General features: G+C 58.5%; 20 protein-coding genes and 1 pseudogene. 4 read left to right on the plus strand and 17 right to left on the minus strand.

Features of this window, described 5'->3' with window-relative positions:
* The first annotated feature begins 267 nt into the window (after nucleotides 1–267).
* Complete coding sequence (locus PQR62_RS23035; RefSeq protein ID WP_408160405.1) at nucleotides 268–1,056, plus strand: GIY-YIG nuclease family protein; 789 nt, start codon at nucleotides 268–270, stop codon at nucleotides 1,054–1,056.
* 191 nt (nucleotides 1,057–1,247) lie between these two features.
* On the opposite strand, the gene PQR62_RS23040 is transcribed toward PQR62_RS23035, so the two are convergent.
* The 6 genes and pseudogenes from PQR62_RS23040 to PQR62_RS23065 form a co-directional block, all read right to left on the minus strand.
* Nucleotides 1,248–2,129 carry a plasmid partitioning protein RepB C-terminal domain-containing protein gene (locus PQR62_RS23040; RefSeq protein ID WP_408160406.1) on the minus strand — a complete coding sequence of 294 codons (882 nt, stop codon included), beginning with the start codon at nucleotides 2,127–2,129 and terminating at the stop codon, nucleotides 1,248–1,250.
* The gene (locus tag PQR62_RS23045; RefSeq protein WP_408160407.1) at nucleotides 2,126–3,022 is read right to left on the minus strand and encodes a plasmid partitioning protein RepB C-terminal domain-containing protein; all 897 of its coding nucleotides are present in this window, start codon (nucleotides 3,020–3,022) and stop codon (nucleotides 2,126–2,128) included. Before PQR62_RS23045 ends, PQR62_RS23040 begins: the two co-directional genes overlap by 4 nt.
* Nucleotides 3,023–3,024: 2 nt before the next feature.
* A complete protein-coding gene (locus PQR62_RS23050) occupies nucleotides 3,025–4,542 on the minus strand; it encodes a recombinase family protein (protein WP_408160427.1) in 1,518 nt (505 codons plus the stop codon).
* A gap of 192 nt (nucleotides 4,543–4,734) precedes the next feature.
* On the minus strand, nucleotides 4,735–5,187 hold the full coding sequence (locus PQR62_RS23055; protein ID WP_408160408.1) for a hypothetical protein: 453 nt from the start codon (nucleotides 5,185–5,187) through the stop codon (nucleotides 4,735–4,737).
* A 679-nt stretch (nucleotides 5,188–5,866) separates the two neighbouring features.
* Nucleotides 5,867–6,235 (minus strand): annotated as a pseudogene (locus PQR62_RS23060) (helix-turn-helix domain-containing protein); the annotation flags it as partial.
* A gap of 143 nt (nucleotides 6,236–6,378) precedes the next feature.
* Nucleotides 6,379–7,017: a helix-turn-helix domain-containing protein gene (locus tag PQR62_RS23065; protein WP_408160409.1), complete on the minus strand. Its 639-nt coding sequence runs from the start codon at nucleotides 7,015–7,017 to the stop codon at nucleotides 6,379–6,381.
* A 198-nt stretch (nucleotides 7,018–7,215) separates the two neighbouring features.
* On the opposite strand from PQR62_RS23065, the gene PQR62_RS23070 reads away from it, so the two are divergent.
* Nucleotides 7,216–7,587 (plus strand): hypothetical protein, encoded by a 372-nt coding sequence (locus PQR62_RS23070; protein WP_408160410.1) that lies wholly within the window; start codon nucleotides 7,216–7,218, stop codon nucleotides 7,585–7,587.
* Nucleotides 7,588–7,644: 57 nt separating this feature from the next.
* Here PQR62_RS23070 and PQR62_RS23075 read toward each other — a convergent pair whose 3' ends face one another.
* Nucleotides 7,645–8,412 carry a molybdate ABC transporter substrate-binding protein gene (locus tag PQR62_RS23075; RefSeq protein WP_408160411.1) on the minus strand — a complete coding sequence of 256 codons (768 nt, stop codon included), beginning with the start codon at nucleotides 8,410–8,412 and terminating at the stop codon, nucleotides 7,645–7,647.
* A 122-nt stretch (nucleotides 8,413–8,534) separates the two neighbouring features.
* Entirely contained in the window at nucleotides 8,535–9,656 is a 1,122-nt protein-coding gene (locus tag PQR62_RS23080; RefSeq protein WP_408160412.1) for a sterol desaturase family protein, read from the minus strand.
* A gap of 484 nt (nucleotides 9,657–10,140) precedes the next feature.
* Between PQR62_RS23080 and PQR62_RS23085 the strand changes: the two genes are divergently transcribed.
* Entirely contained in the window at nucleotides 10,141–11,139 is a 999-nt protein-coding gene (locus PQR62_RS23085) for a PAAR domain-containing protein (RefSeq protein ID WP_408160413.1), read from the plus strand.
* A 7-nt stretch (nucleotides 11,140–11,146) separates the two neighbouring features.
* Nucleotides 11,147–11,584 (plus strand): hypothetical protein, encoded by a 438-nt coding sequence (locus PQR62_RS23090; RefSeq protein WP_408160414.1) that lies wholly within the window; start codon nucleotides 11,147–11,149, stop codon nucleotides 11,582–11,584.
* Between the two features lie 65 nt (nucleotides 11,585–11,649).
* Here the strand turns inward: PQR62_RS23090 and PQR62_RS23095 are convergent, their stop codons facing one another.
* The 9 genes from PQR62_RS23095 to PQR62_RS23135 form a co-directional block, all read right to left on the minus strand.
* Nucleotides 11,650–13,188 (minus strand): methyl-accepting chemotaxis protein, encoded by a 1,539-nt coding sequence (locus tag PQR62_RS23095; RefSeq protein WP_408160415.1) that lies wholly within the window; start codon nucleotides 13,186–13,188, stop codon nucleotides 11,650–11,652.
* A gap of 150 nt (nucleotides 13,189–13,338) precedes the next feature.
* Entirely contained in the window at nucleotides 13,339–14,364 is a 1,026-nt protein-coding gene (locus PQR62_RS23100) for an asparaginase (protein WP_408160416.1), read from the minus strand.
* A 33-nt stretch (nucleotides 14,365–14,397) separates the two neighbouring features.
* Nucleotides 14,398–15,099, minus strand: coding sequence for an amino acid ABC transporter permease (locus PQR62_RS23105; RefSeq protein ID WP_408160417.1), 702 nt, complete (start codon nucleotides 15,097–15,099; stop codon nucleotides 14,398–14,400).
* A complete protein-coding gene (locus tag PQR62_RS23110) occupies nucleotides 15,096–15,758 on the minus strand; it encodes an amino acid ABC transporter permease (RefSeq protein WP_408160418.1) in 663 nt (220 codons plus the stop codon). The genes PQR62_RS23105 and PQR62_RS23110 overlap by 4 nt, the downstream gene beginning before the upstream one ends.
* Nucleotides 15,755–16,567 (minus strand): amino acid ABC transporter ATP-binding protein, encoded by an 813-nt coding sequence (locus PQR62_RS23115; protein ID WP_408160419.1) that lies wholly within the window; start codon nucleotides 16,565–16,567, stop codon nucleotides 15,755–15,757. Before PQR62_RS23115 ends, PQR62_RS23110 begins: the two co-directional genes overlap by 4 nt.
* Before the next feature lie 78 nt (nucleotides 16,568–16,645).
* On the minus strand, nucleotides 16,646–17,539 hold the full coding sequence (locus PQR62_RS23120) for an ABC transporter substrate-binding protein (RefSeq protein WP_408160420.1): 894 nt from the start codon (nucleotides 17,537–17,539) through the stop codon (nucleotides 16,646–16,648).
* A 217-nt stretch (nucleotides 17,540–17,756) separates the two neighbouring features.
* Entirely contained in the window at nucleotides 17,757–18,908 is a 1,152-nt protein-coding gene (locus PQR62_RS23125; protein WP_408160421.1) for a GlxA family transcriptional regulator, read from the minus strand.
* Nucleotides 18,909–19,040: 132 nt separating this feature from the next.
* Complete coding sequence (locus PQR62_RS23130; protein ID WP_408160422.1) at nucleotides 19,041–19,601, minus strand: gamma carbonic anhydrase family protein; 561 nt, start codon at nucleotides 19,599–19,601, stop codon at nucleotides 19,041–19,043.
* A 63-nt stretch (nucleotides 19,602–19,664) separates the two neighbouring features.
* On the minus strand, nucleotides 19,665–21,314 hold the full coding sequence (locus PQR62_RS23135) for a methyl-accepting chemotaxis protein (protein WP_408160423.1): 1,650 nt from the start codon (nucleotides 21,312–21,314) through the stop codon (nucleotides 19,665–19,667).
* Nucleotides 21,315–21,406: the final 92 nt, after the last annotated feature.

The following is a 21,406-nucleotide window of genomic DNA, read 5'->3' on the forward strand; positions in this document are numbered from 1 at the left end:
TGTATCGAGTTAAGCATATATGCCGGTTTCGCGGACAAGGATGGCCACGGTTGATGCCGGTATGCTTCAAATATGCATCAACTGTTCATCCGCGTGTTCGCTATGGCAGCGTGTATTAGAATGCCTGGGTAAAAATAAAAATCCATAGTCACAATGCCAACGCCATTTTCTATCACAATCTTCTCGACAACCGGGGACCCGGAGGGAGTGCGACACATTGACAAGTCGAATTGGTCCGGCTTCGGTGTCGTGTTCAAAAGAGAGCAGTTGCAAGAGCTCAAAACAGATGAGAGCTTTAAGCAAGCCGGCATCTACATCCTGATAGGGAATGTGTCTGAAGAAACGATTTATATTGGCGAGGCCGACCCAGTCGGAGAGCGACTAAAGAATCATGTCGCCAACAAGGAGGGTTGGGACTGGGGAGTCTACTTTGTCGACAAGAATCACAAGATTGGTAAAACCGAAGTCCAGTTCTTAGAATATGAACTGCTCCAGAAAGCAAAGACTTATGGCCGGGCGATCCTACTAAACAAGAATAGCCCTACAGCGCCCTCCATGTCTCCTGTAGCTAAGGCCACCGTCCAGGCGTTCTTGTCCGATATACTGCTCATCCTTCCGATGCTTGGAATTAATGCCTTTTCCGTTCCGAAAGCTGCTGGCCTCAAGGCAAGTTTGCAAGCAGAAAACATAGAAGAGCTTGATAGCGGTGCCTTCGATACTGTTGTTGTTCCTGCACGGGAGGAGGGCTTCAACAAGCGATTCCTGGCAGAGAACTGCTGGTTCGCCATTCGCATAGGCGCGCACCAAATTTCGAAACTGAAGTACATTGCGGCCTATCAAGTGGCCCCGGTCAGTGCAGTGACCCATGTCGCCGAAATCGCTTCGATTTCTTCGTACGAGAATACAGGTAAATTCCTTTTGACCTTCAAAGGGAAGGCGAAGAAAATCGAAGCCATATATCGTGGCGATTACAGCAATGTGAACATGCAGTCCCCACGCTATGCCCAGATCGATAAGCTGCTTAAAGCAAAGACCTTGGATGAAATTTGGGCATAAGGTGAATAAGCTCTTTAAAGCGACTATCCGTAACCTGGCAGCTCTGGAGCCTCGGTATCGGGTGGTCGTGAGCTTCCCAATGGGGTATCTCGGATACAAACTAATAGTGATCTCGCAGGTATTCGCTTCGCCCACGTTATGAAGTCGCAACGAATCAGGACGAGATACGGGCCTAATTGAAAATAAAAAATTTATTGATCAATCGAAACCGTCTGCACAATGGTCTTGAATTCTGCAAACACCTCCGGCTGCCGCTGCTGGAGGTAGCGCGACACCGCCTTGTTCTCAAGCAGTTTCGCCAGATACCCCTTCGCCAGTACCAGATGCAGCACATCCTGGCCATACGTTTGCTCCACGGTCTTGTACTGCACCTGCAAATTGCTCATCTCGCGCTCCATCTTCGCAATCTGCTCCTGCGAGATGCCCCCCAAGCGCTGTGGCTTCTTACCCTCAACGAGCATAGTCGCCGGTGTGGCGACGAGCATCGCCTCTGCATATGCAATCGTGACGTTGTTAGCCGCCACCATCAGCTCGACGCATTCGACCTGCCGCGTCGGTTTCATCCGGCGCAGCACGGGTGAAATCGCTGATGAGAACTGCCGATCTGCTAGCAGCTCGGCCGCCTCTGGGCATATGCCGTTCAACAGTGTTAGCTTTTTCGTGATCTGGCTGACGTCGACGCTGAGCGCCTTGGCCAGGCGTTGCGCCGTGACACCGCGCTCGATCGCCCGGCGAATCATGAAATGTTCTTGGACTGTCGATAGTCGGTTGATGCGGCTGTTATATGTATAGCTCTCGTCGTCTGTCGCCACTAGGCAAAGTGCCTCCGTGCAGTTCAATTGTTGCAAAGCAAGGAGTCGTACATGGCCATCCAACAATATGTAATGATTGGAATTCTTGTCAGTGGGCACTACCGATAGGGGTTCGATTAACCCAATTTCCTCGATCGATGCCCGGATCTGGATGAATTTGCGCAAGGACGTCGTCTCGGGCGGTATCTTGCGCGACAGCAGAATCCGATCAATCGGTATGTTCAGCGGCTCCGGAATGAAGCCCAGCGCCACCTTGCTCATGCCGCATGCCCTAAAGGCCAGACCCGTTCGGCAAGATACTTTGGCAAGGTATCGAGCCCCTCCGCCCGTAGCAGGGTCGTGAAATTCTCATCCGCTAGCAACTGACGCAAGGCGCCGGTCACAAACAGCAAGCGCTGCTGGGCGAACTCTGCTTTCTTGACCATCATCTTCTGCCGCGCCACCTCCTTTTGGTAAGTCCGGATTAAACTCGACGAAGTCACGTCGCTCCGCTTGTGCCGAGGACCAGGTATCATCGAACGTCCCATCGACTGCCGACTGTCAATCACACGTCGTGCCTGCAACAATTGCTGGCCGCGCAGATCACCGGATTCGTAGGCATCTTGCAGCGCGACCTGAACGGCCTTGTTGTCGTCCCCGGCATTGGCAATCATGATTGCGGCTGTTATCGGGATGCGTCCCTTCGCAACGGCAACCAGCAGTCGTTCTTCGCCATCCCGCAGCAAGGTTAAAATGGCATGGACGTATTCTGGGCGGAGGCCGGTCTTGGTTGCAATGATCTTCTTGTCATATCCCTGTTTGTGTAAGCGTTCGATTCCTTGCAATACTTCTAGTGGTTGATATTGACGACGCGCGATATTTTCGGTGAGATTCATGATGAGCGCATCCTCATCGCTGACGGTCACGACCAGCGCCGGAATGGTCGTTTCACCCAAGGAGCGGAATGCCTTTACCCGTCCTTCGCCGCATATCAGCAAATAGTGCTCGGTTCCATCCTGTTTCCTTCTTGAAGTGACAGTGATCGGCTTCTTCAATCCGATCGTTTGGATATTGGCGACGATTTCCTCGAAAACACGATTGTTGCGTTCCCTAGGGTTGAGTGTTTCGATCTGGTCGATCGGAATCATCCGCATTTCGCTCGGCCGCTGTTCCATGATCAGGCCGCCCTTCTCACGCGAACCCGTTCGGCCATGCTGTATAGATAGTCCAGCGTATCGTACCGAAAGGTATCGAATTCGATAGGATTGTGCTCCCGTAGATTGACGCGGGTGTGGTCGAAATCGAGCCGGGGCAGCAGATAGTAGTCGAGCGGCCTCTGGTTAAGCCGGTCGAGCCGGACCGCGACCGTGATGTCCGGTGCTAGGCTGGTATCGAAGCGTACCTTCCATGAATAACGCCCGGCACCATGGCTCTGGCAGCGAGCCAGCACCAGAGAGACGTCGAACTCTTCGTTCAACAGCAGCATGTCGGTGGCCGGGTCGCGTCTAACTGAACCGCCCAGCCCGGCAATTGCCGTTTCCGTCTGGGAGACAATCTCGGGATGATAGCGCCGCAGGAAGCGATTGGCCTCGAGATAGCGGTAATCCCGATCCGGAGAAAATCCCACCGTCTGGTACGCTTGCAGCAAGCTACCAAATCGGTGCGCGTACACGGCAGTGGACGGCATTCCTTCGGTTTCATTGATTATCAGGCCCGACAAGAAGCCGCGATGCTGGTACAGGTTGCGCAGCCTCTCGATCAGTTCTGCATCGGTATAGCGCCTGGCACGCGCACGCATGATGCCCCGCACCGTATAAAACATCTCGGCATCGACTATGGGATCGAACGCGCCATCCTTCCGGACCCACATCTCAGGTGTGTTGATCACGTGTAGCTTCTTGAGTTTGAAGGAGGTCCGGTTGTATAGATTGTTGCCGATGTATTTTTCATTTGTGAGCACCTCATGTACTGTGGCGCGGGTCCATGGTCGTCCAAGATCGGTCTTGACCGTCATGGCGTTCAGGCGCTCGGCGATGTCGGACTCGACTAGGCCGTCGTCAGTGAACCAGCGGTAGATTTGATTGACGATCCGGATTTCATCGTCCGCGCCGGGGACCAAGATAACCCGGTCGGTCTGTAGGCTCTTGTGCTCGCCGCGCTTGAGCTCGGCTTTTATGTTGCCGTTCTGGTCGATCAGCATGCGGCGCAGGCCGTAGCCGGCCGGACCGCCCTGGCGAAATCCCAGTTCGATCAGGCGGCACTGACCCGCGAACACCTTGGCCGACAGCTCGCGGCTGTATTCCCCTGCCATGGCCCGCTTGACGCCTTTGACAATGGTGGAGACCGGTGAGCCGTCGTTCTCGAACTGCTCGGCGCAGTACACGACCTGGATGCCGGCGCGCCGGCAGCGGTACTCGTAGTACGCACTTTCGTCCGCGTCCTGGAAGCGGCCCCAGCGGCTAACGTCGTACACCAGGATCATCTCGAAGCCAGGCTTGCCGCTCTCGACGTCTTGCAACAGTCGCTGCAACGCTTCGCGGCCATCGATACGCAAGCCGCTTTTGCCCGCATCGGTGTAGGTACGGATGATCTCGATATGTCGTCGGCTGGCGTATTCTCGGATCTTGTCAGCTTGGTTTTCAGTGGAGTACTGCTGGTGTTCGGTCGACATTCGAACGTACTCCACTGCGCGCATCACGGAAGGCGATGGCGAGTCGCCTTGTGATGCAATCTCGAAGTCAGAGGATTGGTCGTGCAGCATAAGCGTTAACTCTCAAGTTGTTAACAAGGAGTTCCAGTGCAACCATCCGAGCACGATGTCACCGGAGAACATGTCTTGTACGATAACAGGCGCAGGGCGCGCCTCGAGCAAGTCCTCTCTTTACAATCACTGATCCGGCATCGGAAAGTGTGACAGCACTCTGATTTCGACGATCCACAGGTCCATCTTTGCAATCACGGATCCGCGTACGGGACTGATCTGGTAGAGACCGGAATGCAGGCCGAGTGAGTCATTGGGGTTATTTGATGCGTCCATCTTTGCAATCACCTTGCCGCGATTCTTGGCATTGCGGTCATGTTGCTTTTCGCGGTTTTGCTCCACATAATCCGGATGCTCCCCACGGTAGTTGCCCCAGTAATCGGCGTGGCGGCTGCACCAAGCCTGCTGTGCACGGGCCTGGTTGTCAACGTAGTCAGGATCATGCAGGAGCTTTTCTTTGTGCCATCGGCGTTTGCGGGTACGTTGGCAGGGCGGGCTGGAGCAATAGGCCTGACGTGGCGAGTGGGGGTTCGGTTCGAACTTTTGCCCGCAGGCAGCACAGCATTTGGTATCCATCATCGTTCTCCATGCCGACGGCATGAACGAATAATAGTGCTACCTGTTACGCGCCAGTTTTCTGGCGAGCATTATTTCATTGTGCAAAAAATATTTTAATGTGGCAATGAAGAGATCAGGTTCCTAGCAACTTGTTCTCCATCATGGTTCGGGCCGGGAATGTCGAAGTTTCCCTAGTCTCGCCGACCCTAAGTTCCACTGATTTCCCAAGGCCGAATTTCAACCATTCTGGAAACCCTACCTTTAGCAGGTGTAGCCTGCTCACGCTCCGATGGCCGAGGGTGATGGGAGAACTTTGTAGGGGAACGTCCTCCGTCATTATGGTGGCTCGACTGCAGGAGAAAAGTCTCACACGATGCTTACCAAGATCTCATCTGACGCTTCCCACAGCCCGCAGAGCCTTATCTGATAAGGCAACAAATCTCACTTTATGAGTCTCGCTACATGTTGCAGAGTGACACAGAGAACGAGAAAGTACCGAGTTAGCAATAATTCGGTGATGCAGTAAATGACAAAAGCCAACCGAGAGGTTGGCTTTTGTCGTTTAGGAAGAAGAGTGTCCTGTGCTTGCCATGCCTTACAACCTATTGCCATAAAACGATCATCTGCATCTTCGAGCAACTCTTGCTGAATATAGTATGCTGGGCTATTAACTGAGGGCCAGTTTAATAAAGAATAACTATGTTCCTTTGCTTGCAGAATTGACCCTATCTAACTGATCCACCTTCCATTGGCGAGCGAACGCGGCAACGCGGTCATATGAGCCTTCGAACCCGAGCGCGCACAGGTCTGCGTGCATCTGCTTGAGGCTGCGTTTTTGCTTTCTAGATTTGGTGGATTCCGTTTTTAGCCACGTTGAAAGCTTGAATGCGTATGCATCCAAAGCACTGGCCGAACGTCGGTCTGCGTAGGCTGGCTCTACAGTTTCAGAGCGCAGGTGACGTCTAACGGTGTTCCTTGAAATGCCAAGTCGCTTGGCGATCTCTCTTAGCGATATCTGGTCTCGTAGGTGCCAGCGCCGAATAATTCCTAGTAATGCCACGTCGATCACTCCAATCTCCCACCTGATTGCCTAGGTAGGATTGTGTCTCAAACGTGGGTCAATTTTCGATGCAAAAATCCCAGCAAAGTGGGTCAGTTTTCGATGCAAATCTACATAATGTCATACGACAGATCTGACGCTATTTATTCACGTCACTTTTTGTACATCTTCCGATGCTCAGTCATCACCCCAATCACCCCCAGCTTCTGCACATCACTCCGCAAACTCGGGTAATCCGAATTCAGCGGAGACAATTCAAAAATCATCTCGCCGCTATCATCTAACTCGCGTGGTCGATATTTCTTGAATGTGGCTTCCTGCCTGCCGCACTTCGCGACTACAAAATCCCCCGGCTTCGCCGTCAGATCAGGGTCGATGATCACCACATCCCCGGCCCTGAACTCGGGCAGCATCGATTCATCTTCAAGTTTCAGTGCAAACGCGCGCGTGGAAATCTCGTAATTGATGTAGACCACATCAGAGCCGGCGTCGGGCGCATAGGCCGTGCCAGGTTTTGCCAGAGCGCTGGCTTGCGCTGTTGAAATAACCGGGATGGCACGCAGATTTTTGAGCGTCGCCAGCGTCTCCGGCTTTGATTCGCCGGAAAAGAAATCGGCGACCACAACGCCCAAAGCGTCTGCCAGAGAGTCCAGCTTGTCTTCCGATATCCATTGTTCCCCGCGCTCAATGCGAGAGAGGTTGCCATTTGCGATGCCGGCCAGATTCTCGACTTCGGCCAGTTTCATATTTCTGGCAAGCCTGATTTCCCTGATTTTTTGACCCGTTTTCATGGGCCTGATTCTCTAGAGCTAATGCGTAAGGCGCAAAGCGTATTGCGCATTATTAAATCCATATGTAAAGTGCGTATTGCGCATTTATGATTAATCTCGCACGCGAGTGCGCAATAGCTACTGTTCTGCGGCGAACTTACTTAAGCGTCCGTCCCAAGTCATGGTTCGTGGTCTGTTTTTAAGGAGGTCAGCGGTCTGATGAAACGACTTGAATCAAAAATTATTGAGGTCAATCAGCGTTACGAAACGCGCTTCGATTCGGCAAATTCTCCAAATTTTTCGGCTGGCGGAGATTCTACATATTTCGACCCCGGCAATCGCAAGATTCTTTTTCTGAAGTTGGATTGCCGTATCTGGTGGCTGTTTGATTTCGACATGATCGGCGCATGGCGTTTATGCCTTGAAGACAGACCGATTGCGATTGCAGCCGAACGCTTAGGTGGATCAAGGCAAGGCGTGCATATCGAGTTCAGCTTCAAGAAGACGACCATGTCTTCAATCAGCATGGCAATTGCAGATCGACATCAAGGCGATTTGTGGAATCACCGAATCAGTCTGATGCTGAAGTAGCTTGTCGGCTTCGCGGAAAAATAAGCGTGCGCCGAGCGCGGCGAAGTCCAGAGTCCCTCAATCCGCCGCCACCATCCCATGCTCCTCCAGCGCCGCCTTCACCTTCTCCCCGGCAAACAGCGTGGCAAACGCATGTCCTTGCGGCTGCTGTGTGCTCGCCGCGCCAACGCCCACCGCATACACCGTGAGATTCTGGATCTGTTTCGGCAGCGGGCCGACCAGATGGGCGCCTTTCACTTGCAGGATTTCGCTGATCTGATGCAGCGCCAGATCGGCCTGACCATCCAGCAGTCGGGTGGCGACCAGGCCGCCGGGAACCGGCACGGTTTTCTTGCCGATCTGTTCGGCGATGCCCATTTGCTCGAACAGTTGCTTCAGGTAGATGCCGCTCGATCCGCCTGAGGCGGGGTCGATGTAGGCGATCGATTTTGCGTTCAGCAGCGTCTTCTTGAATTGTTCGACGGTGGCGATGGCGGGTACCGCGTGGCCTTCTTTCACCGCCACGCCTACGCCGACGCTGGCGATGGTGTGCTGGCTGGAGGGGACCACGTAGCCGTCCTGCGCGAGTCTGGCGAGCATGTCGGCGGTGAGGATCACGACGTCGAATTTTTCCTTGTCGCGGATGCGTTTGTTGAGTACGCCGGCGGTGGCGTTGTCCACCACCACGTGCACGCCGCTGCGTTGCTCGAATTCGGCAGCGACCTGTTTGACGATGCCGGTGATGGCGCCGGCCGTCAGCACCTTGAGTTCGTCGGCGCTGCAGTGTGCTGCTGCGGTCCAGCCGGTGATCAACAAGGCCAGCGCTGCGATGGTGTTTTTCTTCATTTGATTTCCCCGATTTTTCCCGATGCCTGCATGCCGCAGGCGTTTCATTTCGACTAGTTCAACCAGAACAGCAGGCATTATGCGTCGTCATGTTGACGCCGCAATGACCTCTTCAGACTTGTTCAGATCAGCGCATACAGCGCCACTGCTGCCGCCGCCGCATCGATGGCCAGCACCAGCGCGCCGCCCAGCCGCCGCTGCATGAAGGCGCCCAGCGCCCAGAAGCCGGCCAGCAAGGCGCTGCTGGCGATCAGCAGGCGCAGATAGGATTCTTCTTCGGCGATCCACAGCAAGGCCGAGGCGGCGATCAGCAACACGGCGAATTGCAGGATGGCCAGCGCATTGGCGATGCGCGGCAGTTGCGTGTCGTAGCGTTGGCGCGCGGCGGCCAGATCGAAGCTGTCTTTCTGCGCGGGCATGTCGGGCGGAAGCCAGCCCGGCGGCTTGAACCAGATCTTCAGCTTGTCGCGCCAGCGCGGCATCTGCGCCGCACTGCGCCCCAGTTGCGCGTAGCCGCTGAAAATCGCCCACACCGGATCCCAGCTTTGCAGCGGCGTGCGCGTGCCGTAGACGCAGGCTTCCTTCTCTTCGGCGAAGGTGCCGAACAGGCGGTCCCAGATCACCAGCATGCCACCGTAATTTTTATCCAGATACTGATCGTTGACGGCGTGGTGCACACGGTGATTCGACGGCGAGGAAAACACGCGGTCGAACCAGCCCAGCTTGCCGATGTGCTCGGTGTGTATCCAGAACTGATACACCAGCACCACCAGACCGGCGATGCCGAATTGTTCCGGCGACACGCCCAGCAGCGCCATCGGCAGATAGAAGATCCAGCCGATCAGCACCACCGTGCTCTCCTGCCGCAGCGCAGTGGACAGATTGAAATCCTGACTCTGATGATGCACCGCATGCGCGGCCCACATCAGCGCGTTTTCATGGCCCATGCGATGCAGCCAGTAATCGCAGAAATCGTAAAGCACGATGGCCGCGATCCAGCCCAGTGCACCCTGCCAGAACCGCACATGCGGAAAGATCGCAAACAGGCGGTAAGCGATGGCATACAGGCCGACCTGAAACAGCTGCGTCACCAGCGCCACCAGCTGGCTGATCACACCCTGGCTGAGGCTGCTGATGGCGTCGCTCACGCGATAGGTATTGCGCCGGCGCACATAGCCATACGCAAATTCCACTGCGATCAGCAGCAGAAAAAACGGGATGACGCAGACAATGATTTGTTCCATGAAAGCAGGAGTGCGGAGCGCAGGCGGGCAATTGAATGCGTCATTATGACGCGAAGCAGCATATGTCGCCGGGCTGTTACGTATTACGCAAAGCCAGCGCCGACAAGGCTTTGCGAGTGTTCATGTGTAAATATTGCTGACCGGATAATTTTGCAGCGCCGTGCCATCGGCCTCGCCCGCACCCACGTGGCGGTATCGGTCAAAGCTGTAATCGGATGCGGCCGGCGAGGATGCGAGCAGGCGGTGATAATTCACGCACGCCTGTCATCTCATCTGCTTGCAAAGGACGCCATCATGCTCGACCCCGACGGCTACAGCATCGAAGTGGTGTACAAGAGCTGGCAGCACGGCTGAGCGCCCGGCGCATCAAAAACGCGGCAACCGTGAAAGACGTTTTTCCCGAAGAACATGCATTGTTCCGGTCCAGGTGAAAAGGTATACAAGAACCTGCTTCATTCTCTATTCCTTTCTTATCAGGCTAAACATGCGCCGTCCAATATGTTGTCTTGGCGACTATATCAGCAGCGGTGGTCGCGTCATCGCGGTGTCGGGGAACATGAACATTGATGGCCGACGTAATGCCAGGGCAGGTGACCCGGTTTCCTGTCCAAGACATGGCCACAATCGAATCATTGAGGGCGACGCCACCCTCTTTGATCACGGTGTGCCGGTGGTCTTGCATGGTCATCGATGTGCCTGTGGCTGCGTAGTTATTGCATCGAGCAGGGCAGGGGTGATTGCCCGCGGAGAGTCTATCCATGAGTCCATGGGTAATGGTCCTGACGCAATTCGAAGTCCGTCTACCGATTTCAGTGGGAAGCGCATCAGTGAAAGAGAGCGCATTGTTGAAGCTCATCAGCCGGCGACATTAGATGCCTACCCGGAAAGAATTTGCTCCAATCTTAGCAATGAAGAAATGGCGATCAAGTTAACGAAATTGAGAGACCGGGCTATTCAACTGGTCGATGTCCGCATCTCAGAATTGCAGCGCTGGGGCGACAGGGATCGGGCGCTTGTAATTGAATGGTTTGGCAATGATGATCCGAACATCAGGGTGATTCTGCAGGAGGGCATGCCGAAGATCGCTCGCGTGTTGAAGATGCTTACACCTGGAAATTTTGTTCGTTGGTCACAGAGAGAACAGCTCTTTATTCATTGTGACAATAGCCAGTCGAGCGCGACTGGCGTGGCCGCAGCTGTATGTAAACCAGAAAGCGAGAATCACGTCATTGCTATTAACTATATCTTTTGCAATTTTCCGGATGAAAGAAAAATATTTGGTACTGAAATCATGTTGGACGGAGAATCAAAGCTGCTCACATTGGTGCATGAGGTGACACACTTCACTGATGTCATGAATTCCGACGACGTGGTCTATGGTGTAACGAGCTCGCGCAGATTGGCGAAGCTGAAAGACCATAGAGCTATTTGCAATGCAGATAATATTGCCGCCTATGTCTTGGGGATCAGAAAGGATGTCTAGAGTGCACATGAACATCGGAATCCTCATGTTGATATTTTCAACCTGTGTACAGGCGAATACATTTGGTGGACTTGAGCATGAGGTCAATTTCGCACCGCGCTCGGCGGAGTTGAGCGCAAAGGAAATTCGCGCTCTGGTCGATTGGAAGATGAATGCCGAGAAGACATTCCCTGAAGCCGACTTCTATGTTTCCGCCAAAAGCAACGACGATATGGGTATTGATGATGAGCTGGCACAAAAACGGCTGGATCAGATTGTTCTGTTTCTAAAGCAAACAAACAGACGTTTGTCCTTCGTCGATATTGACCACAGACGAGGAAAATATGAGACAGGACAAATGATCGATTTCATGAACGCGGTTCTGGTCGGCGTTCAGCCAGCATGTACCAGAACGGCCAACTGCGGCGCAGAAGAAGGTCATCCGGTTTCCGACACAGAGCGCTAGTCGCGCCAGTCGGGGATCTTCGCTATTCCAGCAAGAGCTGGCAGCACGGCTGAGCGCCTGGCGCATCAAAAACTGAACACCCGCACCAGTTGCCCCAGCCGGCTGGCCTGTTCGCGCATGGCCTGGGTCGCGGCGGCGGCTTGTTCCACCAGCGCCGCGTTCTGCTGCGTCATGTCGTCCATGCGGCGCATGGCCATGTTGATCTTTTCTATGCCGGCGCCTTGCTCGGCGCTGGCATGGCTGATTTCTTCCACGATGTCGCTCACCGACTTCACGCGCTCCACCACCGACAGCATGGTGGCGCCGGTGTCGCTCACCAGCCGGTTGCCGTCTTCGATCTCGCGGCCGGATTGGTCGATCAGTTGCTTGATCTCCCTGGCGGCGGTGGCCGAGCGCTGGGCCAGCGCGCGCACTTCCGAAGCCACTACCGCAAAGCCGCGCCCCTGTTCGCCGGCGCGCGCCGCTTCCACCGCCGCATTCAGGGCCAGAATATTGGTCTGAAAAGCGATGCCGTCGATCACGCCGATGATGTCGATGATCTTGCGCGAGGAGGCGCTGATCGATTGCATGGTCGATTCCACGCGCGCCATCGCCGCGCCGCCGGCCACCGCCACTTCGGATGCCGACAGCGCCAGCTGGCGTGCCGCCGCCGCGTTGTCGGCGTTGTTGCGCACCGCCGCAGTCAGCTCCTGCATCGATGCAGCCGTCTGGCCCAGCGAACCGGCCTGCTCCTCGGTGCGGCTCGACAGATTCAGATTGCCGGCGGCGATTTCGCCGGAGGCCACGCCTATCGCTTCGGTGCCGCTGCGTACTTCGGCGACGATGGTGCGCAGGCCTTGCGTCATCAGTTGCAGCGCCTGCAGCAGCCGTCCGGTTTCATCGGTGGAGAGCCGGCTCAGGCGTGCGCTCAGATTGCCTGCCGCCACCTGCTGCGTGACCAGCACCGCATCGTTGAGCGGGCGCGACACAATGCGCGCCAGCCAGATCGCCATGCCGGCGCTGAGCAGCAGACACACCAGCAGCAGCGCGGCGATCAGCGTACGCGACAGCGCGTAGTCGTGCGTGGCCTGTTCGCTGGCGGCGGCGCCGGCTTGCTGATTGAGCGCCACCAGCTGGCCGGTCAGATTGAGCAGCTTGTCGTAGACCGGGATCGATGCACGCCGCGCCACTTCGCCGGCGCCGCGGGTGACGGCCGACATCTCGAAGATGTTTTTGTGCGCAGTCACGAAGTCGGCCAGCGACTGCTCCAGTTGCGCCACCAGCTTGCTTTCTTCAGGCGTGCGCGGCAGCGCCTTGTAGGCCGCCATCTTTTGCCGCACCTCGGCAAACAGCTTCTCGCTGTTGTTCTCGTTGTTGCGCACGTCTTCGCTGCGCTCGGCATGCAATTGCTCCAGCTGTACGGTGCGGATGCCGGCCAGCGCCAGCCTGATTTCCAGACTCAGGCTGGCGCCCGGCAGGCGGCGCAGGGCGATGTCGGAGGTTGACTGATTGAGGCGCGCCAGCTGCAGGATGGAAAACGCGCCGACCGCCATGGTCAGCGCCAGCACCAGCGAAAAACAGATCAGCAGCTTTCTTGAGATCGACAGATCGTAAAACCATTTCATTGCTTTTCCCCTTGAGTTTGCGGCAGGCGCCGGTGCCATGTCGATGCAGGTCTCCCCCGCTTTCCTCTTTGCTGAAGGACAGTGTTCAGAAACGCGGGCGACAAGCCCCCCTGCGCTGACGCGCATGCTGAACACCGTCCTGAGGATTTTTTAGTATTCCTGCAGAATCCGCTGCAGCGCGGCGGTATCGCTGCGTGCGTGCTGCGCGCTGCCGGCGGCCGATGTGCTGAGCGCCACCATCATCAGCAGCCGCGCCTTGTGCGCGACCTGATCGCCGGCCGCCAGCCAGTCGTAATCGTCGTCCGGCTGGCCGCCGTTGCGCACCACGATGCCGCTGCCGGTGCGCGAAGCGCGCACCACGTGGATGCCCTTGCTGCGCGCCTGGCGCAGGCTGCCGATCAATTGCCGGGCGACGTTGCCGTTGCCGGTCGCGGCATAGACGATGGCGGCCACGCCGGAGTCGCACATGGCCTTGATGGTGGCCGGGCGTATGCCGCCGTGGGCATACACGATGCCGACTTCCGGCAAGGCCTCGATGCAGTCGATCGACCATTCGCTGCTGACTGTGTGAGGCCGCAGCGGCGCTCGGTAAAACAGCGCGCGGCCTTCCACCACCACGCCCAGCGGGCCATAGGGCGAGCTGAAGGCTTCCAGCTTGAAGGTGCTGTGCTTGGAAACGTCGCGCGCCGTATGAATCTCGTCATTGCAGACCAGCAGCACGCCCTTGCCGGTCGCCTGCGGGCTGGCCGCCACCACGATGGCGTTGTACAGATTGAGCGGGCCGTCGCTGCTCAGCGCCGATGGCGGACGCATGGAACCGACCAGCACCACCGGCTTGTCGCTGTCCAGCGTCAGATGCAGAAAGTAGGCGGTCTCTTCCATGGTGTCGGTGCCGTGGGTGATGACCACGCCGTCGACGTCCTCGCGCCGCAGCAGGGTCGAGATGCGCTTGCCCAGCGTCAGCAACTGCTCGCTGTCGAAGTTCTCCGAACCCATCTGAAACAGTTGCTCGGCGCCGATGTTGGCGATGTCGGCGGCGGCTTCCACGCTGGCCAGGATTTCTTCTATCGGCAAAATGGAGCAGTCGTAGGCCGAGGCGTTCACGCTGCTGTCGCCGCGCCCGGCGATGGTGCCGCCGGTGCCGATCAGCACGATGTTGGGTTTGATATTGGTCATGATTTTTTTATCGTCGTATCGATGGTTGCGGGCTCAGTTGCCGACGCGGCGCAGATCGCGTCCCATGCGTCGTTCCAGCACCCGCGCCAGCATCGACAGCGGCCAGGCCACGATGAAGTAGAACAATCCGACCAGCAGGAAAATCTGCAGCGGCTGGAAGGATTCCGAAGCAATCGCCTTGGCCGCCAGCATCAGTTCATCGGTGGCGATCAGCGCGCACAGCGAACTGTCCTTCAGCAGCGAGACGAAGGTGATCACCAGCGGCGGCAGCATGCCGCGTGCAGCCTGCGGCAGCAGGATGTGGCGCAGCGCCGCAAACGGCGTCATGCCGGCCGCCAGTGCCGCTTCGCGCTGGCCGCGATGCAGCGCATTGAGACTGCCGCGAATGATCTCTGCGACATAGGCGCTGCCGCCCAGCCCCAGTCCCAGCACGCCGGCACCGAAGCCGCTCAGCGTGATGCCCAGCGGCGGTAGCCCGAAATACAAGGACAGCAGCAGCGCCAGCAGCGGAATCGCCCGCATCACCTGCACGAAGGCGGTGGCCGGCGTGCGCAGCGCGCGATGGCGGCTCATGGTGCCGGCCGCCAGCAAGGCGCCCAGCAGCAGCGCCAGCGCAAAGCCCAGCACCGACAGTTCTGCGGTCACGCGCACGCCGGCGATCAGGCGCGGGATCCAGTCGATCAGATAGTCGCGGTAATACTGCAGCAGCTCGGCGGAGAAGGTGGTCGGGTTCATCGCGCTCTCCGGAGTCTGCGTTCGAGGTAGAGAAAGCCGCTGCCTATGGGCAGGATCATGGCCACATAGATGGCGATCACGGCCAGATAGATCAGCGAGGTGTCGAAGGTCGAGGTGACCAGATTGCGCGCGAAGAACATGATCTCCGGCGCCGCAATCGCCGAGGCGATGGAGGTGTCCTTGATCAGCTGCGCCACATAATTGCCGACCGGCCCCAGGGTATTGCGCAGCACCTGCGGCAGCATGATGTAGCGCCAGTTCTGGAACGGCGTCATGCCGATCGCCAGCGCGGCTTCGCTCTGGCCCAGATGCAGCGAACGGAAGCCGCCGTGAAACACATCGGCCAGCACCGCCGCGCCTATCATGCCGAGGCCGAAAATCGCGGCGCTCATGGAACTGAGTTTGATGCCGAATACCGGCAGCCCGAAATACAGGATGAACACATGCGCCAGCGCCGGCACATTGCGCAGCCATTCGATGTAGGCGGTGATCAGAAAGCGCCATAGCCGGCGCCGCGTGAAGGTGGCCGCGGTGCCCAGCAGCAGGCCCAGCAGCAGCGCCAGGACGAAGGCGCCGAGCGCGATCTGCAGCGCGGTCCAGGCACCTGAAATCAGCAGCGGCAGGATGTGCAGCAGGCGCGCGGAGAGATCGGCGTTCATGCGGCGCTTCCGCCGGCTGCTGCTGGTGCTGCTGGTGCGCCGGCGCCGATCTGTCCCAGGAACGCGCGCGTGCGCTCATGCTGCGGGTTGTCGATCACCTGTTGCGGCGTGCCCTGCTCGATGATGTGGCCGCCGTCCATGAAGATCACGCGGTCGGCCACTTCGCGCGCGAAGCGGATTTCATGCGTGACCAGAATCATGGAGCGGTCTTCCTGCGCCAGCTTCTTGATCACGTTCAGTACCTCGCCGACCAGTTCGGGGTCGAGCGCCGAGGTCGGCTCGTCGAACAGAATCACCTTGGGTTGCTGCGCCAGCGCGCGCGCAATCGCTACACGCTGCTGCTGGCCGCCGGACAGCATCTCCGGATAACTGGCCGCCTTGTGCAGCATCTGCACCTTGTCCAGCATGGCGTCGGCCAGTTCGTAAGCCTGCGCGCGCGGCATGCCGCGTACCTTCATGGGGCCGATGGCGACGTTGTCGCGCACCGTCAGATGCGGCCACAGATAAAACAGCTGAAACACCATGGCGATTTCCTGCCGCTGCGGCGCCAGCTCGGTGTCGTTCATGCGGCGCAGAAGCTTGTTGTGCAGCTTCTTCTCGCCTATCAGTTCCTGCTCCAGAAAGATGTGACCGGCGCTCGGCGTTTCCAGATAGTTGATGCAGCGCAGACAGGTCGATTTGCCGGAGCCGCTGGGGCCGATGATGGCGACCGTTTCGCGCCGCTCCAGATCGAAGGAAATGCCCTTCAGGATTTGCGTGTTTCCGTATTGCTTGTGCAGGTCATCGACCCGCAATAGTGGCGTGCTCATGATGTCGGCGCTGTCGGTTGCTTGCTGCTGAGAGCCCGGCGGTGTGCGCTGCGCATACCGCCGGGTGGAAGATGAGGCTTAGCGGCAGCCCGGCAAGGCCCAGTCGGCAGCGCGGTCAACCCCGGCTCGGAAGTTCTTGCCGTCCGGCTTGTACCAGACGTCCTGCGTCAGGCCGTAGCGTGCGCCGATCTTTTTCATGTCGCAGTTCTTCCACAGCTTGGCGATTTCACCGTTGACCGCCTTCAGCAGCTCCGGATTGTCCTTGTTGATGCCGAACACCACCTGGCCCAGACCGGTCAGCAGCGGATAGTCGGGATTGTTGTCGGTGAAGGCGTTGAAATGCAGCTTCCATTGCGGATTGCGCGAGATCGCGTATTGCATCACCGGCGGGTCGCCGATCACGGCGTCGATGCGGCCCGACATCAGATCGCGCACGGCGGCATCCGAAGTGTCGTACAGCGCCAGTTGCAGACCGTTGATCTTGCGCAGCTCAGGAATGAAGGAAAAGCCGGTGATGGTGCCGACCTTCTTGTTTTCCAGATCGGCCAGATGCGACCAGTTGGTGGCGGCGGTCTGCGTGATGCCGTTTTTGAAATACATGATGGGATCGGTCAGCAGCATGATCTTGGAGCGCTGCTCGGTCCAGCCCATGGTGCCGCCCATGATGTCGACCCGCTTCGACTGCACCGAAGCGATGGTGCCCGACCATTCCATCAGCGCCGGCTTGATCTTCAGTTTCAAGGCATCGGCGCTCTGCTGCAGCACTTCGCCGTCGAAGCCGACCATCTTGCCGTCCTGATAGCCGGTGCCCGGCATGTCGCCGCTGAAGGCCACCGCCAGCGTACCGGCTTCAATCGTCCTGACCGCCTGCGCCTGTACTCCAAGCGGCGACAGCGCCAGCATCAGGGCCGTACAGGCCAGCACACCCGCCATCAATCTGCTTCCGCTCTTGCTACCGATCGTGATCTTCATAAACCCTCCCAGGGATGAAATTTGAGTGCATGGACCGTTCCATGTTGAGCAGACTTTATGTCAGCCGCCTGTTCATCGAATTGCATCATTCCGTTAAAAAATAGAACGTTTCGGACATATCGGTTTTCACGCTGAAATGCGAGCGGCCATGAAAAACGGCGAACGCTCAGGCGTTCGCCGTCCACAAAGAAGCCCGTTGCCACAGGGAAATCGCAGCCTATTCCAGCGGTACCGGGTTGACTGCCGAACGCAGTTTGGCCGGCGGCACGCCATACACCTGCTTGAAACCGCGTATGAAATGGGATGCATCGGCAAAGCCGCATTCGTAGGCGATGGCGGTGATCGCCTTGCCGGTGGTCAGCAGTTGCCAGCGCGCATAGCGCAGCCGCATCAGGCGGTAAAACTCCTGCGGCGCGATGCCCAGCTCATCCTGAAAGCGGCGTCCCAGCTGGCGCACGCTGACCCCGGTCAGCTCGGCCAGGGTGGCGACGGCCAGCGGCGCTTCCAGGTTTTCTTCCATCAGCATGATGCAGTGGCGCAGGGTGACGTCGTCCACCGCGAGATAGCCGAGCGCCTTGCGCCGCTCGACGAAGGGCGCGCCGCCGCTGCGGCTGACCGTCATCTGATAGATCACCTTGGCCGCGCGGTCCGGCCCGCAATGCAGATTGATCAGCTGCGAGGCCAGCTCGATCACCGATACCCCGCCGGCGCAGGTGATGCGGTTGCCGTCGATCAGATAGTCGGAATGGGTGATCACCCGCAGCGCCGGAAACATGTTGCGGTAATCGTCGAAGTGAAAGGCGTGCACGCAGGCCACGCGGTCATCCAGCAGGCCGGCTCTGGCCAGAATGAAGCTGCCGGTGCACATGCCGATCAGCGGCACGCCGAGTTCGGCCGCCTGCTGCAGATAGTGCCAGTAGCGCGGATCGACATCGTCCATGTGCGACAGCAGGCCGCCGATCACCACGATGTAGTCGAACTGCCCGGGCGCCGTCAGCGGCGCCTGCACCTTGACCGGAATGCCGCAGCTGGCATGCACTTCCTGCTGCTCGATACCGATGATCTGCCATGAACAGCGCAAAGGCCGGCTCTGGTCGCCGACGTCGGCGGCATGCCGCAGCGCATCGCAGAAGCCTGCCAGCGACAGCATGGGAAAGCGCGGCCATAGCATGAAGCCTATGCTCAGCTCGACGCCGGCATCCTGTTTCTTGTTGTGCGAATTCTTGTTGGCGGCGGCGGGTGTGCGGTCCAGCCGGCCGACGATATCTTTGCCGGGCGAGGACTTGTCTGCTTTGACGGCGGGTTCGCTGGTGACGCGCATGGTTCGCGATGGCTGGCTGAGGTTGGGCTGCGGATGATTGACGGACAAGTGCAAGCAAATTGCAGTCCAGTATAAAGCTCATCGCGTGCCAGGGTGCCAGCTTGCCGCCGCACCAGTCGCGTCAGTCATTTGTCAGGGGGCTGACGCCGGACTCGCTGGCCCGGAACAAGCGCGAACGCCTCAGAACTCGTTCTGCAACTGCTTGTAGCCCCGCACCAGTTCATTGTTGGTGCGGCTCACGTCTTCCGAAAATTCGGTGGCTTGCGCGCTCACACGCGGCATGGACATGATGTCGGTGTGCGGGCCGATGCGTTCGGTGGAGGGCACATAAAAGCCGGGCGGCAGCACGCAGCCGTCCACCACCGCATTGTGGCGCACCACGCAGCCGTCGCCGATGTCGCAATTGAACAGGACGCTGTTGAAGCCGATGAAGGCGTCGCTGCCGATGCGGCAGGGGCCGTGCACGATGGCGCGGTGCGCGATTGAGGTGCGCTCGCCGATGATCACGGCGGCGCCGGATTTGGAGTGGATCACCACGCCGTCCTGGATGTTGGAATGTGCGCCGATCTCGATGGCGTCCATGCCGCCGTGCTGATTCAGTTCATCGGCGCGGATCACGGCGTAGGGGCCGATGAAGACATTTTCCCTGACGATCACGCGGCCGCACAGGATGGCGGTCTGATCGACGTAAGCGGATTCGTGGACTTCCGGGAAGTGGCCGGATGGGTTGCGCCTGAGCATGGGATGCCGATGTCCTTTCTGACGGTGGATATGGCGTGCGGCAATGTGATGTGAGGATGGGCTTCAGCTGCGCCGCAGCTGCAACTGAAGACGACCGGTATCGGCGGAAAGCTGCGCAGCGGCCGCCACCGCTTCATCCTCCGCCGCCACCGGCAGCGCCGCCTGCTGCGACTTGAACACCAGCATGGCCTGCGTCAGGCCGTCGGCCTCGCGCCGCAGCGATTCGGTGGCGGCGCTGGCTTCTTCCACCAGCGCCGAGTTGCGCTGGGTGATTTCATCCAGCTGCGTCATCACCTGATTGATCTGTTCTATGCCCGAGGTCTGTTCATTGCTGGCGCTGGCAATGTCGGCGATCACCGTGCTCACGCGCTGCACCGACTGCACCACTTCCTGCATGGTCTCGCCGGTGCGCGCCGCCAGTTCGGTGCCGGCCGACACCTGCGACACCGAGTTGCCGATCAGGGTCTTGATCTCGCGCGCCGCCGATGCCGAGCGCTGCGCCAGATTGCGCACCTCGCTGGCGACCACCGCGAAGCCGCGTCCCTGTTCGCCGGCACGCGCTGCCTCTACGGCGGCGTTGAGCGCCAGAATATTGGTCTGAAAAGCGATGCCGTCGATCACGCCGATGATGTCGACGATGCGCTTGGAAAACTCATCGATGGCGCTCATGGTGCGCACCATGTCGGCCACCATGCGGCCGCCGCGTTCCGCCACGCCGGAGGCGGTGCGCGCCAGTGCATTGGCCTGTTCGGCATTGCTCGAATTTTTGCGCACCGTGCTGGTCATTTCCTGCATCGACGCCGCCGTCTGTTCCAGCGAAGCCGCCTGTTCTTCGGTGCGCCCCGAGAGATCCAGATTGCCGTTGACCAGCTCGGCGGTGGCAATCGAAATACGTTCGGTGCGGCCGCGTACTTCACCGACGATGCGCACCAGACTTTGATTCATCTCATGCAGGGCCGACAGCATCAGCCCGGTCTCGTCGGCCGACGGCGTGCTGAATTCGCTGCGCAGGTCGCCCTGCGACACGGCGGTGGCGATGGCGACCGCCTTGCGCAAGGGAAGCGTCACCACGCGCGCAATGAATACGGACAAGGCCAGCCCCGCCAGCAGGCTGCAGGCCAGCAGAATCACGATGCCGATCTTGGCGCTGTCGTAGGCGGCGTCCGCGTTTGCGCTGCCGGCATTGCTGCCGCTCTCGCTGATCGCCAGCAGCGCATCGATTTCGCGATTGAGCTGCGTGGTCAGCGTGCTGCCCTCGTTTCGGATCAGGGCCTTGGCTTCTTCGGTGCGGCCCTGATTCGACAGACCGAGAATTTTTTCATGCAGCGCCAGATAGGCCTTCATGGCTTCGGCATACGCGGCGTAGATTTTCTGTTCCGCTGCGTTTGGCGGCAAGGCCTGATAGGAGCGTTCCAGCGCGACGCGCTTCTGCGAAATCTCCTGCATGGCTTTTTCGAAGGCCGCCGCTTCGTCATTGCGGGTGGACAGCAGATGCTGGAATTCCTCGATGCGGAAACGGGCGATTTCCGAGCGCAGTCCCAGCAGCAGACGCGTGGCCGGCGTCCAGCGCGCATTGAGTTCGGACGACACCTGATGCACGCGCGTGATCTGGATCAGGGAAAAGCCGCCCAGTACCGCGGTCAGCAACAGCACGCACAGAAACGAGGCCATCAGCTTGGCCGACAGCTTCAGGTTGCGGAAATGATTCATCATGCTTGGTCCCTGGGAAAGTGATCCCGGCGCATCAGACCGGGATCGTGCGTGCCGGCGGCGTTCAGCAGCCGCTGCTCTGCGTTCAATTTGCT

Origin of the sequence: Herbaspirillum lusitanum, assembly GCF_046025995.1 — a bacterium.
Taxonomy (GTDB): domain Bacteria; phylum Pseudomonadota; class Gammaproteobacteria; order Burkholderiales; family Burkholderiaceae_D; genus Herbaspirillum; species Herbaspirillum lusitanum_A.

Coding starts and splice junctions, on each gene's coding strand:
- PQR62_RS23120 (WP_408160420.1), bottom strand. CDS start 17,539: ATGAAGATCACGATCGGTAGCAAGAGCGGAAGCAGATTGATGGCGGGT.
- PQR62_RS23070 (WP_408160410.1), top strand. CDS start 7,216: ATGAAACGACTTGAATCAAAAATTATTGAGGTCAATCAGCGTTACGAA.
- PQR62_RS23090 (WP_408160414.1), top strand. CDS start 11,147: ATGAACATCGGAATCCTCATGTTGATATTTTCAACCTGTGTACAGGCG.
- PQR62_RS23100 (WP_408160416.1), bottom strand. CDS start 14,364: ATGACCAATATCAAACCCAACATCGTGCTGATCGGCACCGGCGGCACC.
- PQR62_RS23065 (WP_408160409.1), bottom strand. CDS start 7,017: ATGAAAACGGGTCAAAAAATCAGGGAAATCAGGCTTGCCAGAAATATG.
- PQR62_RS23085 (WP_408160413.1), top strand. CDS start 10,141: ATGCGCCGTCCAATATGTTGTCTTGGCGACTATATCAGCAGCGGTGGT.
- PQR62_RS23075 (WP_408160411.1), bottom strand. CDS start 8,412: ATGAAGAAAAACACCATCGCAGCGCTGGCCTTGTTGATCACCGGCTGG.
- PQR62_RS23055 (WP_408160408.1), bottom strand. CDS start 5,187: ATGATGGATACCAAATGCTGTGCTGCCTGCGGGCAAAAGTTCGAACCG.
- PQR62_RS23095 (WP_408160415.1), bottom strand. CDS start 13,188: ATGAAATGGTTTTACGATCTGTCGATCTCAAGAAAGCTGCTGATCTGT.
- PQR62_RS23045 (WP_408160407.1), bottom strand. CDS start 3,022: ATGGAACAGCGGCCGAGCGAAATGCGGATGATTCCGATCGACCAGATC.
- PQR62_RS23040 (WP_408160406.1), bottom strand. CDS start 2,129: ATGAGCAAGGTGGCGCTGGGCTTCATTCCGGAGCCGCTGAACATACCG.
- PQR62_RS23115 (WP_408160419.1), bottom strand. CDS start 16,567: ATGAGCACGCCACTATTGCGGGTCGATGACCTGCACAAGCAATACGGA.
- PQR62_RS23135 (WP_408160423.1), bottom strand. CDS start 21,314: ATGATGAATCATTTCCGCAACCTGAAGCTGTCGGCCAAGCTGATGGCC.
- PQR62_RS23050 (WP_408160427.1), bottom strand. CDS start 4,542: ATGCGCGCAGTGGAGTACGTTCGAATGTCGACCGAACACCAGCAGTAC.
- PQR62_RS23080 (WP_408160412.1), bottom strand. CDS start 9,656: ATGGAACAAATCATTGTCTGCGTCATCCCGTTTTTTCTGCTGCTGATC.
- PQR62_RS23105 (WP_408160417.1), bottom strand. CDS start 15,099: ATGAACCCGACCACCTTCTCCGCCGAGCTGCTGCAGTATTACCGCGAC.
- PQR62_RS23110 (WP_408160418.1), bottom strand. CDS start 15,758: ATGAACGCCGATCTCTCCGCGCGCCTGCTGCACATCCTGCCGCTGCTG.
- PQR62_RS23130 (WP_408160422.1), bottom strand. CDS start 19,601: ATGCTCAGGCGCAACCCATCCGGCCACTTCCCGGAAGTCCACGAATCC.